We start from the raw sequence: 15869 nt of genomic DNA, 5'->3' as shown, positions 1-15869 counted from the left end.
TAAAAAGGAAAGCCGATCGATGCCCCAGGTGGATCCCGAACTCTTCGACCGTGGCCAGTTCCAGGCCGAGTTGGCACTGAAAGCGAGCCCCATCGCCGCTTTCAAGAAGGCCATCCGCCAAGCCCGCGAGGTGCTCGACGCGCGGTTTCGCAGTGGCCGGGACATCCGTCGCCTGATCGAGGACCGTGCCTGGTTCGTCGATAACATCCTGCAAAAGGCCTGGGAACAGTTCAGCTGGAGTGCAGACGCCGATATCGCCCTGGTGGCCGTCGGCGGCTACGGTCGCGGCGAACTGCACCCTTACTCCGACATCGACCTGCTGATACTGCTGGGCGGCGCCGACCATGAGATCTTTCGCGATTCCATCGAGCGCTTTCTAACGCTGCTGTGGGACATCGGCCTGGAAGTCGGCCAAAGCGTACGCTCGGTAGACGAATGCGCCGAAGAGGCCCGCGCCGACCTGACGGTCATCACCAACCTGATGGAAAGCCGTACCATCGCCGGCCCCGAGCGCCTGCGCCAGCGCATGCTTGAGGTCACCAGCACCGCACACATGTGGCCGAGCAAGGATTTTTTCCTGGCCAAGCGCGCCGAACAGAAGGCGCGACACCACAAGTACAACGACACCGAATACAACCTGGAACCCAACGTCAAAGGCTCCCCTGGCGGGTTGCGGGATATCCAGACGATTTTGTGGGTGGCGCGCCGCCAATACGGCACGTTGAACCTGCGCGCCCTGGCCGGTGAAGGCTTCCTCGTAGAGAGCGAAAACGCCCTGCTGGCCTCGTCCCAGGAGTTCCTGTGGAAGGTACGCTACGCCCTGCACATGCTCGCCGGGCGCTCCGAAGACCGCCTGCTGTTCGATCACCAGCGCTCCATCGCCACCCTGCTGGGTTTCGAGGGTGAAGATGCGAAGACCAGCATCGAAAGCTTCATGCAGCAGTATTACCGGGTGGTCATGAGCATTGCCCAGCTCAGCGACCTGATCATTCAGCACTTCGAGGAGGTGATCCTGGCCCCCGAAGACGAAGCGCCGCCGCAGCCGATCAATGCGCGCTTCCAACTGCACGACGGCTATATCGAGGCACGCAACGACAACGTGTTCCGCCGCACCCCGTTCGCCATGCTGGAAATCTTCGTATTAATGGCCCAGCAGCCGGAAATCAAAGGCGTGCGCGCCGACACTATCCGCCTGCTGCGGGAAAACCGTCATCTGATCGATGACGCCTTTCGCAACGATATCCGCAATACCAGCCTGTTTATCGAACTGTTCAAGTGCCGCATCGGCATCCATCGCAACCTGCGGCGCATGAACCGCTACGGCATTCTCGGGCGCTACCTGCCGGAGTTCGGCTTCATCGTCGGGCAAATGCAACACGACCTGTTCCACATCTACACTGTCGATGCCCACACCCTGAACCTGATCAAGCACCTGCGTAAATTGCAGTACACCCAGGTGTCAGAGAAATTCCCGCTGGCCAGTAAGTTGATGGCCAGGTTGCCCAAGCCTGAGCTGATCTACCTGGCAGGTCTGTATCACGATATCGGCAAGGGCCGGCATGGTGATCACTCGGAAATCGGCGCGGTGGACGCTGAAGCCTTCTGCCAGCGCCATCAGCTGCCCCAGTGGGATAGCAGCCTGATTGTCTGGCTGGTGCAGAACCACCTGGTGATGTCGACCACCGCCCAGCGCAAGGACTTGTCTGACCCGCAGGTGATTCACGACTTTGCTGGAATCGTCGGTGATGAAACCCGTCTCGACTACCTGTACGTGCTGACCGTCTCCGACATCAACGCCACCAACCCCACGTTGTGGAACTCCTGGCGTGCCAGCCTGTTGCGCCAGTTGTACACCGAGACCAAGCGCGCCCTGCGTCGTGGCCTGGAGAACCCGGTGGACCGCGAAGAGCAGATCCGCCGCACCCAAAGCGCGGCCCTGGATATTCTGGTGCGCGGCGGCAACGACCCGGACGACGTCGAACAACTCTGGTCGCAACTGGGTGACGATTATTTCCTGCGCCACACCGCCGGCGACGTGGCCTGGCACAGCGACGCGATCCTGCAGCAACCAGCCGATGGCGGCCCACTGGTGCTGATCAAGGAAACCACCCAGCGCGAATTCGAAGGCGGCACGCAGATCTTCATCTATGCGCCGGACCAGCACGACTTCTTCGCCGTGACCGTGGCAGCCATGGACCAGCTCAACCTGAACATCCACGACGCCCGGGTCATTACCTCCAGCAGCCAGTTCACCCTCGACACCTACATCGTGCTCGACACTGACGGCGACTCGATTGGCGACAACCCCGTGCGAGTGAAAAAGATCCGCGAAGGCCTGACCGAAGCCCTGCGCAACCCGGACGACTATCCAACCATCATCCAGCGCCGGGTGCCGCGCCAGCTCAAGCATTTTGCCTTTGCGCCTCAGGTGACCATTTCCAACGACGCCCAGCGCCCGGTGACGGTGCTGGAGCTCAGCGCGCCGGATCGCCCAGGGCTGCTGGCACGCATCGGCGGGATATTCCTGGAGTTCGATCTGTCATTGCAGAACGCCAAGATTGCGACCCTCGGCGAGCGGGTGGAAGACGTGTTCTTTATTACCGATGCCGACAACCAACCATTGTCCGACCCGGAGCTGTGCCGACGCTTGCAGGACGCCATCGTCCAGCAATTGAGCGTGACCCAGGAGCCCGGCGTCGAGCTGTCGCGCCTGACTATATGAACACCTGATTTCACTGTGGAGTGGGCTTGTGTGGGAGCGGGCTTGCTCGCGAAAGCAGTGTGTCAGCCACACATACATTGACTGATGCACCGCATTCGCGAGCAAGCCCGCTCCTACATTTGAATTGCTTTGCCTAACAGACCGCATGCTTTCAACCGAATTTGACGAGATTTGCGATGAACAACGCCCTGAACCAACTGCAACCCTACCCGTTCGAGAAACTGCGCGCCCTGCTCGGCAGCGTCACGCCAAACCCGGACAAACGCCCGATCGCACTGTCCATTGGCGAGCCGAAGCACAAATCCCCGGCATTCGTGGCCAAGGCGCTGGCTGACAACCTCGACCAGATGGCTGTGTACCCGACCACCCTGGGCATCCCGGCACTGCGCGAGTCCATCGGTGCCTGGTGTGAACGTCGCTTCAACGTACCCAAGGGCTGGCTGGACCCGGCGCGCAATATCCTTCCGGTCAACGGCACCCGCGAAGCCCTGTTCGCCTTTACCCAAACCGTGGTCAATCGCAGCGACGATGCGCTGGTGATAAGCCCGAACCCGTTCTACCAAATCTACGAAGGCGCTGCGTTCCTGGCCGGGGCCAAGCCGCACTACCTGCCGTGCCTGGATACCAATGGCTTCAACCCGGATTTCGAGGCGGTCTCGCCAGATATCTGGAAACGTTGCCAGATCCTGTTCCTGTGTTCCCCAGGCAACCCGACTGGCGCGCTGATCCCGGTCGACACTTTGAAAAAACTCATTGCCCTGGCCGACGAATACGACTTCGTGATCGCCGCCGACGAGTGCTACAGCGAACTCTACTTCGATGAGCAAACCCCACCGCCCGGCCTGCTCAGTGCTTGTGTCGAACTGGGCCGCCAGGACTTCAAGCGTTGCGTGGTATTCCACAGCCTGTCCAAGCGCTCCAATCTGCCGGGCCTGCGCTCCGGCTTCGTGGCCGGCGATGCCGATATTCTCAAGGCATTCCTGCTGTATCGCACTTACCACGGCTGCGCGATGCCGGTACAAACCCAACTTGCCAGCATCGCCGCCTGGCAGGATGAGGCCCACGTACAAGCCAACCGTGACCTGTACCGAGAGAAGTTCGACGCAGTGCTAGCCATCCTCAAACCAGTGCTGGATGTACAGAGCCCGGACGGTGGTTTTTATTTGTGGCCGAACGTGAATGGCGACGATGCCACCTTCTGCCGGGACTTGTTCGTGGAGGAACACGTGACCGTGGTGCCGGGCTCGTACCTGTCGCGGGAAGTGGACGGTTTCAACCCTGGCGCGGGGCGTGTGCGCATGGCCTTGGTTGCGCCGTTGGCCGAATGCGTGGAAGCCGCGGAACGGATTCGCGACTTCATCCAGCGCCGCGCTTGACGGGCATGCCGCTCCCACCCCGTGGGGGCGGCTGTTACAGATGCATCTTGCAACTCATCAGCAGGAACAGAAATTCAACCGCCCCCCACCTAAGCGCATCTGCCCTGAACGCTTTGGTGAAAATTGATGTTATTCAATACCTCCCCACTTTTCGTACCGCACCAGGCTTTGCACGCCACCATTGATCAATCTCTCGAAGAACCACTTCCACTGCTGAGCCGAAATAAACGCGGCGTAGCGTTTGGGGAAAAAACCTGGCCTCAACATGCGGTGTTGAATATCGCGTTATTGAACATGACCAACGACCAGAAAGACCTGGTAAAACACAACATTAACCAATGGGCGCCCTATACCAACCTCTACTTCAAGTTTACTGACGGTCCTCACGGTGACCTCAGGATAACTGCAGACAACAACGCCAGCTCGGGATGGTCGAAGGTAGGCACCGATGCAAAGTACGTCCCACTCGCTAAACCCACCATGAGCATTGGCTTCAACGGTTCGCCGACAGAAGTTGCTGCCCAGATCCAGCATGAGTTCGGCCATGGGTTAGGCTTGAAACATGAACACCAGCATCCCGACCGAACCCTGCAACTCGATAAAAACAATATTTACGAAGAGTTTGAATTACGCGGAAGATTTCCATGGGAGGCGGATATCGCGATCATTCAGACCTTGCCGCGCGATCAAGTAACAACCTCCCCCTATGATGTGAAATCCATCATGCACTACGGCTTCCCCGTGTCCAGACTGAGCAACGGCCAGCCTATCGAACGTAATACAAACCTGTCCGAGGGAGACAAGCGTTTCATGCAGGCACTTTATCCAGCGGATAATTCACCCTTGGGAAAACTGTTAGACACCGCCATCCGCGCCATGGTCAATACCCAAACTACTTGATACTTCCCAAGTTCGCTTCACTCATATCCAGGTCCGCCAATACTTCGCGAAGTACGTCGTCGCCGATCTGATGCTGGCGACTCAAACGATAAAGCTCCAGCCGCTGTGCACGCAGGGCCTTGAGCCGCAGCTTGCGCTCCAATTGATCCAGTTGCAGCGCCAGCGCCTGGGCTTCTGCCGAATCGTTGAAGACCTCCAGTTGATGGCGGTATTCCGACATCAGCCGGGCCTTCAGCTCAGTAGCCAATGCAGCCTGGGCGGCGTCAGGGGTTTCAGCTTCGGCAGGCTCTTCGGCCTCAAGCGCATGAATCGCCGCCACGGCGGTCTTTTTCCACGCCTCTCGCACCTCGTTGTGGCGCTTTTCATCCGGGCTCTTTTCAACGCCCCGCAACAACAGCGGCAGCGCGATACAGGCGGCAACCAGTGACAACAAGATCACGCCGGCCGCGATAAAGATCAGTAGATCGCGTTCAGGAAAATCCTGCCCCGGCGCCAGCAGCAAAGGCACCGACATGACACCCGCCAAGGTCACCGCACCGCGCACACCGCCGACGGTCAGTAACCAGCAGGAACGGGCAGTCGGCACCAGCGTCAACGCGTTTTTCCCACGCAGCCTGCGCAGTAGCCCCGACAGTCGCCAGATGCTCTGCACCCAGATAAAGCGCAATACCACCAGCACCAGAAAGATCGCCACCACGTCCAGGCAGCGATACAACAGGGTGGGCCACAGCGTGGTTTCATGGCTGACCACGGCCTTGATGATGTCCGGCAGTTGCAGGCCAAGCAGCAGGAAGATCAGGCCATTGAAGGCAAACTCCAGCAACGACCAGACACTGCGGTTGAGCAAGCGCGTACTGGTCTGGCGTGGCAACAGATCGAGCCAGCTTTGCATCATGCCCGCCGCCACCGCTGAGAGAATGCCCGACGCGCCCAGGCGTTCAGCCAATACGTAGGCAGCAAAGGGCAGCAATAACATGAGTACCACATGGGTCGCTGGATCATCCCAGCCCCGCGCGATCATCCAGGCGCGCAAACGTCCCACCAGCCAGCTCAGCGCCACGCCCACCGCCAGACCACCCACGGCAACCAGCACAAAAGTCAGGCTGGCATCCGCCAGGGAAAATACGCCGGTCAACGCTGCCGCCAGGGCGAACTTGAAGGTCACCAGGCCCGACGCGTCATTCATCAACGCCTCGCCCTGAAGCATATGCATCAGCGGCTTGGGCAAACGATTCTGGGAAATGGCCGACACCGCGACGGCATCCGTCGGTGATAAAACCGCTGCCAGGGCGAAGGCGACCGGTAACGGGATCGTCGGTAATATCCAATGAATGAAGTAGCCGGCGCCCACTACGGTGAACAACACCAGCCCCACCGCCAACGTCAGGATTGGCCCGCGCAATTGCCACAATTCACGCTTGGGCATGCGCCAACCATCGGAAAACAGCAGCGGAGGCAGGAACAAAAACAGGAACAGCTCCGGGTCCAACGCCACGTGCAGCCCCAGCGTGGGCCAGGCCAACAAGGCGCCGGCGGCAATCTGCACCAAGGGCAGCGGCAGAGGAATGACTCGCCCGACAAGGCGCGAAACGCTGACCAGCATCAGCAGGATAAGAACGGTGTAGGCGGTTTGCATAACGCGGGTTTCCCGGACAATCGACTTGCAACGACACACTTGAGGCAACAACTTGCCGTTGAAGTGCCATATTACCCGGCTATGTTATCCGCTTATGTTACGCGCTGGCTTTTGCACAAAAGTCGCACGATGCTGACGAGCGGCGCCGAAACCTGCTGGTCGTGGCATAATCCGTGATCTTTCATTTTTCATTCGTCCAAAGGGGGGCAATTCCTTGACCGCTTCAAGCAAAACCTTGCACCTTTTCGGCATCAAAGCCTGCGACACCATGAAAAAGGCGCGCACCTGGCTCGATGAGCACGCGGTGAGCTATGAGTTCCATGACTACAAAACGGCCGGTATCGACCGCGAACACTTGACCCAATGGTGCAACGAGCACGGTTGGCAGGTGGTTTTGAACCGTGCGGGCACCACCTTTCGCAAACTCGAAGACGAACGCAAAGCCGATCTCGATCAGTCGAAAGCCATTGAATTGATGCTCGCACAACCCTCGATGATCAAGCGCCCGGTGCTCGATCTCGGTGACAGAACCCTGATTGGCTTCAAGCCAGAAAGTTATTCGGCGGCTCTCAAGTAGGCCAGCCTTCCATTTTTGTAGAGGTAAAAGCATGTCCAATTCCCTGTTCAGCCTGGGCTTCGGCGTCGGCACTCAGAACCGCCAAGGTGCTTGGCTGGAAGTGTTTTACGCACAACCGTTGCTCAACCCGTCGGCCGAGATCGTGGCCGCCGTCGCGCCGATCCTCGGTTACACCGAAGGTAACCAGGCGATCACGTTCACCATCAGCCAGGCACTGCAGCTGGCGGATGCACTCAAGAACGTCGACGCCACCCAAGCCGCGCTGCTGAATCGCCTGGCCGAAAGCCACACGCCACTGGTTGCCACACTGTTGGCCGAAGACGCCGCACTGACCTCCACACCTGAGGCCTACCTCAAGCTGCACCTGCTGTCCCACCGTCTGGTCAAGCCCCACGGCCTGAACTTGGCGGGTGTGTTCCCGCAATTGCCGAACGTGGCCTGGACCAGCCAGGGCGCCATCGACATCGCCGAACTGGCTGAACGCCAACTCGAAGCGCGCCTGCGTGGCGAGTTGCTGGAAGTGTTCTCGGTGGACAAGTTCCCGAAAATGACCGACTACGTGGTACCGGCCGGCGTGCGTATCGCTGACGCTGCGCGTATCCGCCTGGGCGCCTACGTGGGCGAAGGCACTACCGTGATGCACGAAGGTTTCATCAACTTCAACGCCGGCACCGAAGGCCCGGGCATGATCGAGGGCCGTGTATCGGCAGGCGTATTCGTCGGCAAGGGCTCGGACCTGGGCGGCGGTTGCTCCACCATGGGCACCCTGTCGGGCGGCGGCAATATCGTGATCAAGGTGGGCGAAGGCTGCCTGATCGGTGCCAACGCCGGTACCGGTATTCCATTGGGCGACCGCAACACCGTGGAGTCGGGCCTGTACATCACCGCCGGCACCAAGGTTGCCCTGCTCGACGAACAGAACCAACTGGTCAAGGTGGTCAAGGCACGCGAGCTGGCGGGTCAACCGGACCTGCTGTTCCGCCGTAACTCCGAGACCGGTGCCGTGGAGTGCAAAACCCACAAATCGGCCATCGAACTGAACGAAGCGCTGCACGCTCACAACTAAGCAGCCACTCGATGCCACTAGCGGGCCGCGCCTTCGGGGCGGCTCGCTTATACGAGTCTTGATCACCATGCTTGTGCCCTCCCCCTGGCGCGCCGATTTCCCGGCCATCGCCACCCTGCAACGGCAGGACCAGACCTATCTGGACAACGCCGCCACCACGCAAAAACCCCAAGCCCTGTTGGATGCCATCAGCCATTACTACGCCAATGGCGCAGCCAATGTGCACCGCGCCCAGCATTTGCCCGGGGCCCATGCGACCCAGGCCTTTGAAGATAGTCGCAGCAAGGTCGCGCAGTGGTTGAACGCAGGTGATAACGGGCAGATCGTGTTTACCCATGGCGCTACCTCTGCGCTGAACCTCCTGGCCTACGGCCTGGAACACTTATTCAATGCGGGCGATGAGATTGCCATCAGCGCCCTGGAACACCACGCCAACCTGCTGCCCTGGCAGCAACTGGCCAAACGCCGCGCGCTCTCGCTGGTGGTATTGCCCTTGGGCGATGACGGTGTGATCGATCTTGAAGCTGCGGCCACCTTGATCGGCCCGCGCACGCGCCTGTTGGCTGTGAGCCAGTTGTCCAATGTGCTCGGCGCCTGGCAGCCGCTGGAAGCCTTGCTGGCAATGGCCCAGGCACATGGCGCCCTCACTGTGGTGGATGGCGCCCAGGGCATCGTGCATGGCCGCCATGACGTACAGGCCCTGGGCTGCGACTTCTATGTATTTTCCAGCCATAAACTCTACGGCCCGGACGGCGTCGGCGTGCTGTATGGGCGCAACGAGATGCTGCATCACCTGCGCCACTGGCAGTTCGGCGGAGAGATGGTGCAACAGGCGGATTACCAGAGCGCCAGTTTCCGCCCCGCGCCCCTGGGCTTCGAAGCCGGCACTCCGCCGATTGCCAGCGTCATCGGTCTGGGCGCGACCCTGGACTACCTGAATTCACTGGATCAACCCGCCGTCATCGCCCATGAAGCGGCGCTGCACGACTACCTGTTGCGTGGGCTGAAAGCACGCAATGGCGTACGCGTACTCGGCTCGCCGCAAGTGGCATTGGTCAGCTTCGTGGTGGACGGCGTGCACAATGCCGACCTGGCCCACCTGTTGACCGAACAAGGCATTGCCGTGCGGGCCGGGCACCATTGCGCGATGCCACTGCTCAAGGCGATGCACTTATCCGGGGCGATTCGCGTGTCCCTGGCGCTGTACAACGATTCCGATGACCTGGAGCGCTTTTTTGAAGCGTTGGACCAGGCGCTGGACATGTTGCGATGAGCTTGCCAGTTGACGCAGTGGCGGCACTGGAAGCATTTCAGGCCGTCTCCAGCTGGGAACAGCGCGCCCGCCTGCTGATGCAATGGGGCGAGCGGCTGCCCGTCTTGGCGGATGACGAAAAGGTCGACGCCAACCTGGTACAAGGCTGCGAAAGCCTGGTGTGGTTGGTGGGGCGCTTGCAGGACGGTCATTGGCAGTTCGCCGCCAGCAGCGAGGCGCGGATGATTCGTGGGTTGGTAGCGCTGTTGTTGGCGCGGGTCAACGGGTTGTCGGCGGCTGAGTTGCAGGCGGTTGACCTGCCTGACTGGTTTGCACAGTTGGGGCTGTCCCGCCAACTCTCCCCGTCACGCAGCAATGGCCTGAATGCAGTCCTGCAGCGCATGCGCGAACTAAGCCGTACACACAACTAAATGTGGGAGGGGGCTTGCTCCCGATTGCAGAGTGTCAGTCACTGAATAAGCCGACTGACACACCGTAATCGGGAGCAAGCCCCCTCCCACACTTGGATCTGTGTTCGGCAGTGGGATCTAGGTGGGCTTGACCCGCTCCGAAGGCCTGCGCACTCCAGCCACAATCTTGTCCACCGCCTTGGTCGCCGCCACCATGCCGAACGTGGCGGTCACCATCATCACTGCGCCAAACCCTCCCGCACAGTCAAGCTTCACCCCATCGCCGACAAAACTCTTCTGCAAACAAATGCTGCCATCGGGCTTGGGGTAGCGCAGTTGCTCGGTTGAAAACACGCAGGGCACGCTGTAATGGCGGGTCACCGTGCGCGAGAAGCCGTAGTCACGCCGCAGTGTGGAGCGCACTTTCGAGGCCAGCGGGTCATTGAAGGTGCGGTTCAGGTCGCAGACCTGGATCAGCGTCGGGTCAATCTGCCCGCCGGCGCCGCCGGTGGTGATGATCTGGATCTTGCGGCGCTTGCACCAGGCAATCAGCGCCGCCTTGGCGTTGACCGCGTCGATGCAGTCGATCACGCAATCGATGTTCGGGGTGATGTACTCGGCCATGGTGTCGCGGGTGACGAAGTCCGCCACTGCATGCACTGTGCAATCGGGGTTGATCGCGCGCAGGCGCTCGGCCATCACTTCGACCTTGGGCTTGCCCACGGTGCTGTCCAGCGCGTGCAACTGGCGGTTGCTGTTGCTGACGCAGACATCGTCCAGGTCAAACAGCGAAATCTCGCCCACCCCGCAACGGGCCATTGCTTCCGCCGCCCAGGAGCCCACGCCACCGACGCCGACAATTGCCACATGGGCCGCCTTCAAGCGCTCCAGGCCTTCAATGCCGTACAAGCGGGCGACGCCTGCAAACCGCGGATCTTCTGTACTCATGATCATTACCCCAAAAACCGGCGCGCATTATAGGACTACGCAGCGACAAGTTTTAAGCTACAAGCTACAAGTAAGAGAACTTACGACGAGTTGCACTGCCCAAAGTCGGGTTTTTCTCGGCTTGCTGTACGCTCAGTGAAAGGCCAGTGTAGGATGCGCGCCGTTCGGCGTAGGCCGGCACCTCTTTTCGTTCCACACCTTTTGGAACCCGAAATAGCTATGTCATCGCGTAAATTTGGACTCAACCTGGTAGTAGTGCTGGCAATTGCCGCGCTGTTCACCGGCTTCTGGGCGCTGATCAACCGCCCGGTCACGACCCCCAACTGGCCTGAACAGATCTCCGGTTTTTCCTACTCGCCGTTCCAGCAAGGCCAGTACCCGCAGAAAAACCAGTTCCCGACTGACGAGCAGATGCGTCAGGACCTGGCGATCATGAGCAAGCTGACGGACAACATCCGTACCTACTCGGTCGACGGTACCCTGGGCGATATCCCCAAGCTGGCCGAAGAATTCGGTCTGCGCGTGACGCTGGGGATCTGGATCAGCCCGGACCTGGAGCGCAACGAGCGGGAAATCCAGCGCGCCATCGAGATTGCCAACAACTCCCGCAGCGTTGTGCGTGTAGTGGTCGGCAACGAAGCGTTGTTCCGTGAAGAAATCACCCCCGAAGACCTGATCGTACTGCTCGACCGCGTACGCGCCGCCGTGAAAGTGCCGGTGACCACCTCCGAGCAATGGCACATCTGGGAGCACAACCCGCAACTGGCCAATCACGTCGACCTGATCGCCGCGCACATCCTGCCGTTCTGGGAATTCATTCCCATGGACAAGGCCGGCCAGTACGTAATCGACCGCGCCAAAGAACTGAAGAAAGCGTTCCCGAAGAAGCCGCTGCTGCTGTCGGAAGTTGGCTGGCCGAGCAACGGCCGTATGCGCGGTGGTAATGAATCATCCCCGGCAGACCAGGCGATTTACCTGCGTACGCTAGTGAACAAGCTCAACCGCCAGGGTTACAACTACTTCGTGATCGAAGCCTTTGACCAGCCGTGGAAGGTCAGCGACGAAGGCTCGGCGGGCGCGTATTGGGGGGTGTTCAACGCCGCACGCCAGCAGAAATTCAACTTTGAAGGACCGGTGGTGGCGATCCCGCAGTGGCGGGTGCTGGCCATTGGTTCGGTGGTGCTTGCGCTGCTGTCCCTGACCCTGTTGATGATCGACGGCTCGGCCCTGCGCCAGCGCGGCCGTACCTTCCTGACGTTTATTGCATTTCTGTGTGGGTCGGTGCTGGTCTGGATCGGCTACGACTACAGCCAGCAATACAGCACATGGTTCAGCGTGACCGTCGGTATCTTGCTGGCACTCGGCGCCCTTGGCGTGTTTATCGTCTTGCTGACTGAAGCCCACGAACTGGCAGAAGCGGTGTGGACTCACAAGCGCCGGCGTGAATTCCTGCCGGTGGAAGGCGACTCGGACTACCGCCCGAAAGTGTCGATCCATGTGCCGTGCTACAACGAGCCGCCAGAGATGGTCAAACAGACCCTCGACGCCCTGGCCGCCCTCGATTACCCGGACTACGAAGTCCTGATCATCGACAACAACACCAAGGACCCGGCAGTGTGGGAACCGGTGCGTGATTACTGCGAGACCCTGGGCCCGCGCTTCAAGTTCTTCCACGTCGCGCCCCTGGCTGGCTTCAAGGGCGGCGCGTTGAACTACCTGATCCCGCACACCGCCAAGGATGCCGAAGTGATCGCGGTGATCGACTCGGACTACTGCGTATCGCCGAACTGGCTCAAGCACATGGTGCCGCACTTCGCCGACCCGAAAATCGCCGTGGTGCAGTCGCCCCAGGATTATCGCGACCAGAACGAAAGCACCTTCAAGAAGCTCTGCTATGCCGAATACAAAGGCTTCTTCCATATCGGCATGGTCACCCGCAACGACCGTGACGCGATCATCCAGCACGGCACCATGACCATGACCCGTCGTTCGGTGCTCGAAGAACTCGGCTGGGCTGACTGGTGCATCTGTGAAGACGCCGAACTGGGCCTGCGCGTGTTCGAGAAAGGCCTGTCGGCGGCGTATTACCACGACAGCTACGGTAAGGGCTTGATGCCCGATACCTTTATCGACTTCAAGAAGCAGCGTTTCCGCTGGGCCTATGGCGCTATCCAGATCATCAAGCGTCACACCGCCAGCCTGATACGTGGCAAGGACACCGAGCTGACCCGTGGCCAGCGTTACCACTTCCTCGCCGGCTGGTTGCCGTGGGTGGCGGATGGCATGAACATTTTCTTCACCGTCGGTGCCCTGTTGTGGTCCGCAGCGATGATCATCGTGCCGACCCGGGTCGACCCACCGTTGCTGATTTTCGCCATCCCACCCTTGGCGTTGTTTGTGTTCAAGGTCGGCAAAATCATCTTCCTCTACCGTCGCGCGGTAGGCGTGAACTTGAAAGATGCGTTCTGTGCGGCCCTGGCGGGGCTGGCGTTGTCCCACACCATCGCCAAAGCGGTGTTGTATGGCTTCTTCACCACCAGTATTCCGTTCTTTCGTACACCGAAAAATGCGGATAACCACGGCTTCTGGGTGGCGATCTCCGAAGCCCGCGAAGAAATGTTCATCATGCTGCTGTTGTGGGGCGCGGCGCTGGGGATCTACCTGGTACAGGGCCTGCCTAGCAATGACATACGCTTCTGGGTGGTGATGCTGCTGGTGCAATCGCTGCCGTACGTGGCTGCGCTGATCATGGCGTTCCTGTCGTCGCTGCCCAAACCGGTAGCGAAGGCGGAGCCTGTCACTACGGTGTAAAAACTTGCGCAATGCACTAAACGGCGGCCTCTGGCCGCCGTTTTGCTATAAGATAACGGCCGTTTTATGACACTTGGCGCAAGCCCAGCTCCCACATTGAATTGTTTTGTGTTTCATATTCGTCCTGCGCCTACCACACGCTTTCCGGAGTTTTCCCATGACGGCCCACGCCGACCTTTCGCCGACCCTTCAACTCGCTATCGACCTGATCCGTCGCCCCTCAGTGACGCCGGTCGACGCCGATTGCCAGAAGCTGATGATGCAGCGCCTGGGCGACGCCGGTTTTGCGCTGGAACCTATGCGCATCTTCGATGTGGACAATTTCTGGGCCACCCACGGCAAGCACGAAGGCCCGGTGCTGTGCTTCGCGGGTCACACCGATGTGGTACCCACCGGCCCGGTGCAGGCCTGGCAGAACGACCCGTTCGATGCGTTGATCGATGAAAACGGCATGCTCTGCGGCCGCGGTGCGGCAGACATGAAAGGCAGCCTGGCGGCGATGCTGGTGGCCGCGGAACGCTTCGTCAGCGACTACCCGGACCACAAGGGTTCGGTCGCCTTCCTGATCACCAGCGACGAAGAAGGCCCGGCGCACCACGGCACCAAGGCGGTGATCGAACGCCTGGCCGCGCGCAAGGAACGCCTGGACTGGTGCATCGTCGGCGAACCATCGAGCACGACTCTGGTGGGCGACGTGGTCAAGAACGGCCGTCGCGGCTCCCTCGGCGCCACCTTGACCGTGCGTGGTGTGCAGGGCCACGTGGCCTACCCGCACCTGGCGAAAAACCCGATCCACCTGGCCGCACCGGCCCTGGCCGAACTGGCCGCCGAGCATTGGGATGACGGCAACGCCTTCTTCCCGCCGACCAGTTTCCAGATCTCCAACCTCAATTCCGGTACCGGCGCCACCAACGTGATCCCCGGTGACCTGACGGCGGTGTTCAACTTCCGCTTCTCCACCGAGTCCACCGTCGAGGGCCTGCAACAGCGGGTTGCGGCAATCCTGGATAAACATGGCCTGGATTGGCATGTGGAGTGGGCACTGTCGGGCTTGCCGTTCCTCACCGAGCCGGGTGCTCTGCTGGATGCGGTGTCGGCCAGCATCAAGGCAATCACCGGGCGTGAGACCAAGGCGTCTACCAGCGGCGGTACCTCCGATGGGCGCTTCATCGCCACGTTGGGCACACAAGTGGTCGAACTGGGCCCGGTCAATGCGACGATCCACCAGGTCAACGAGCGCATCCTGGCCAGCGACCTCGATGTGTTGACCGAAATCTATTACCAGACCCTGATCAAGTTGCTCGCCTGATGCTTGCCTGCCCCATTTGCAGCGCACCGCTGAACGCGGTGGACAATGGCGTGGCGTGCCCGGTCGGGCACCGTTTCGACCGCGCGCGCCAGGGTTACCTGAACCTGTTGCCGGTGCAGCACAAGAACAGCCGCGACCCTGGCGACAACCTGGCCATGGTCGAGGCGCGCCGCGACTTTCTCAACGCCGGGCACTATGCGCCGGTAGCCAAGCGCCTGGCCGAACTGGCTGGCGAACGCGCACCGCAGCGCTGGATGGACATCGGTTGTGGCGAGGGTTACTACACCGCGCAAATCGCCGACGCCCTGCCCCAGGCCGATGGTTATGCCCTGGATATCTCCAAGGAGGCCGTCAAGCGCGCATGCAAGCGCAACCCGGCGCTGACCTGGTTGATTGCCAGCATGGCCCGCGTGCCATTGGCCGATGCCAGTTGCCAGTTCCTCGCGAGCGTGTTCAGCCCGTTGGACTGGCAAGAGGCCAAGCGCCTGCTCAGCCCCGGCGGCGGCTTGATGAAGGTCGGCCCGACCAGCGGCCACCTGATGGAGCTGCGCGAGCGCCTGTACGACGAAGTACGCGAGTACACCGACGACAAACACCTGGCCCTGGTGCCGGACGGCATGAGCCTTGCGCACAGTGAAACCCTGGAATTCACCCTGAGCCTGGCCGACCCCAAGGACCGCGCCAACCTGCTGGCGATGACGCCCCACGGCTGGCGTGCCAGTGCCGAGCGCCGTAGCGAGGTGATCGAGGCGCCTGAGCCGCTGCAGGTCACGGTGTCGATGCGCTACGATTATTTCGTGCTTCAATAACTGACTTTCAAGCATCCGCGAATGGATTTTCGAATCCCGCAACGAGGAACATC

12 protein-coding genes are annotated in these 15869 nt (G+C 60.5%); 10 read left to right on the top strand and 2 right to left on the bottom strand.

Features of this window, described 5'->3' with window-relative positions; all coding sequences use genetic code 11:
- The first annotated feature begins 19 nt into the window (after window positions 1-19).
- The 3 genes from JFT66_RS11200 to JFT66_RS11190 all read left to right on the top strand — a co-directional run bounded on the left by JFT66_RS11200 (window position 20) and on the right by JFT66_RS11190 (window position 4998).
- Window positions 20-2722, top strand: coding sequence for a [protein-PII] uridylyltransferase (locus JFT66_RS11200; protein WP_198859270.1), 2703 nt, complete (start codon window positions 20-22; stop codon window positions 2720-2722).
- Between the two features lie 176 nt (window positions 2723-2898).
- Window positions 2899-4098: a succinyldiaminopimelate transaminase gene (dapC, locus tag JFT66_RS11195; protein ID WP_153870358.1), complete on the top strand. Its 1200-nt coding sequence runs from the start codon at window positions 2899-2901 to the stop codon at window positions 4096-4098.
- Between the two features lie 126 nt (window positions 4099-4224).
- Window positions 4225-4998 (top strand): M12 family metallopeptidase, encoded by a 774-nt coding sequence (locus tag JFT66_RS11190; RefSeq protein WP_198859269.1) that lies wholly within the window; start codon window positions 4225-4227, stop codon window positions 4996-4998.
- Here the strand turns inward: JFT66_RS11190 and JFT66_RS11185 are convergent.
- Window positions 4991-6634 carry a Na+/H+ antiporter gene (locus JFT66_RS11185; RefSeq protein ID WP_034118446.1) on the bottom strand — a complete coding sequence of 548 codons (1644 nt, stop codon included), beginning with the start codon at window positions 6632-6634 and terminating at the stop codon, window positions 4991-4993. The two genes, JFT66_RS11190 and JFT66_RS11185, sit on opposite strands and share 8 nt — an antisense overlap.
- Window positions 6635-6848: 214 nt before the next feature.
- On the opposite strand from JFT66_RS11185, the gene JFT66_RS11180 reads away from it, so the two are divergent.
- The 4 genes from JFT66_RS11180 (at window position 6849) to JFT66_RS11165 (ending at window position 9960) form a co-directional block, all read left to right on the top strand.
- Window positions 6849-7211 carry an ArsC family reductase gene (locus tag JFT66_RS11180; protein WP_017529704.1) on the top strand — a complete coding sequence of 121 codons (363 nt, stop codon included), beginning with the start codon at window positions 6849-6851 and terminating at the stop codon, window positions 7209-7211.
- A 31-nt stretch (window positions 7212-7242) separates the two neighbouring features.
- The gene (gene dapD, locus JFT66_RS11175) at window positions 7243-8277 is read left to right on the top strand and encodes a 2,3,4,5-tetrahydropyridine-2,6-dicarboxylate N-succinyltransferase (RefSeq protein ID WP_034118445.1); all 1035 of its coding nucleotides are present in this window, start codon (window positions 7243-7245) and stop codon (window positions 8275-8277) included.
- Window positions 8278-8344: 67 nt separating this feature from the next.
- Window positions 8345-9550 (top strand): aminotransferase class V-fold PLP-dependent enzyme, encoded by a 1206-nt coding sequence (locus tag JFT66_RS11170; RefSeq protein ID WP_034118444.1) that lies wholly within the window; start codon window positions 8345-8347, stop codon window positions 9548-9550.
- Window positions 9547-9960 carry a SufE family protein gene (locus JFT66_RS11165; protein WP_198859268.1) on the top strand — a complete coding sequence of 138 codons (414 nt, stop codon included), beginning with the start codon at window positions 9547-9549 and terminating at the stop codon, window positions 9958-9960. The genes JFT66_RS11170 and JFT66_RS11165 overlap by 4 nt, the downstream gene beginning before the upstream one ends.
- Before the next feature lie 117 nt (window positions 9961-10077).
- Here the strand turns inward: JFT66_RS11165 and tcdA are convergent, their stop codons facing one another.
- A complete protein-coding gene (tcdA, locus tag JFT66_RS11160) occupies window positions 10078-10887 on the bottom strand; it encodes a tRNA cyclic N6-threonylcarbamoyladenosine(37) synthase TcdA (RefSeq protein ID WP_046036662.1) in 810 nt (269 codons plus the stop codon).
- 219 nt (window positions 10888-11106) lie between these two features.
- Between tcdA and JFT66_RS11155 the strand changes: the two genes are divergently transcribed.
- The 3 genes from JFT66_RS11155 (at window position 11107) to JFT66_RS11145 (ending at window position 15816) form a co-directional block, all read left to right on the top strand.
- Window positions 11107-13698: a glycosyltransferase gene (locus JFT66_RS11155; RefSeq protein WP_034118441.1), complete on the top strand. Its 2592-nt coding sequence runs from the start codon at window positions 11107-11109 to the stop codon at window positions 13696-13698.
- Window positions 13699-13855: 157 nt separating this feature from the next.
- The gene (gene dapE / locus JFT66_RS11150; protein ID WP_034118440.1) at window positions 13856-15007 is read left to right on the top strand and encodes a succinyl-diaminopimelate desuccinylase; all 1152 of its coding nucleotides are present in this window, start codon (window positions 13856-13858) and stop codon (window positions 15005-15007) included.
- Window positions 15007-15816 (top strand): putative RNA methyltransferase, encoded by an 810-nt coding sequence (locus JFT66_RS11145; protein WP_198859267.1) that lies wholly within the window; start codon window positions 15007-15009, stop codon window positions 15814-15816. Before dapE ends, JFT66_RS11145 begins: the two co-directional genes overlap by 1 nt.
- Window positions 15817-15869 lie beyond the last annotated feature (53 nt).

This window comes from Pseudomonas sp. MF6755 (assembly GCF_016405635.1).
Lineage (GTDB): Bacteria > Pseudomonadota > Gammaproteobacteria > Pseudomonadales > Pseudomonadaceae > Aquipseudomonas > Aquipseudomonas haemolytica.
The sequence above is the reverse complement of the archived record's forward strand: the minus strand, read 5'-3'. Positions and strand labels throughout refer to the sequence as shown.

Coding starts and splice junctions, on each gene's coding strand:
- JFT66_RS11200 (WP_198859270.1), top strand. CDS start 20: ATGCCCCAGGTGGATCCCGAACTCTTCGACCGTGGCCAGTTCCAGGCC.
- dapC (WP_153870358.1), top strand. CDS start 2,899: ATGAACAACGCCCTGAACCAACTGCAACCCTACCCGTTCGAGAAACTG.
- JFT66_RS11190 (WP_198859269.1), top strand. CDS start 4,225: ATGTTATTCAATACCTCCCCACTTTTCGTACCGCACCAGGCTTTGCAC.
- JFT66_RS11185 (WP_034118446.1), bottom strand. CDS start 6,634: ATGCAAACCGCCTACACCGTTCTTATCCTGCTGATGCTGGTCAGCGTT.
- dapD (WP_034118445.1), top strand. CDS start 7,243: ATGTCCAATTCCCTGTTCAGCCTGGGCTTCGGCGTCGGCACTCAGAAC.
- JFT66_RS11170 (WP_034118444.1), top strand. CDS start 8,345: ATGCTTGTGCCCTCCCCCTGGCGCGCCGATTTCCCGGCCATCGCCACC.
- JFT66_RS11165 (WP_198859268.1), top strand. CDS start 9,547: ATGAGCTTGCCAGTTGACGCAGTGGCGGCACTGGAAGCATTTCAGGCC.
- tcdA (WP_046036662.1), bottom strand. CDS start 10,887: ATGAGTACAGAAGATCCGCGGTTTGCAGGCGTCGCCCGCTTGTACGGC.
- JFT66_RS11155 (WP_034118441.1), top strand. CDS start 11,107: ATGTCATCGCGTAAATTTGGACTCAACCTGGTAGTAGTGCTGGCAATT.
- dapE (WP_034118440.1), top strand. CDS start 13,856: ATGACGGCCCACGCCGACCTTTCGCCGACCCTTCAACTCGCTATCGAC.
- JFT66_RS11145 (WP_198859267.1), top strand. CDS start 15,007: ATGCTTGCCTGCCCCATTTGCAGCGCACCGCTGAACGCGGTGGACAAT.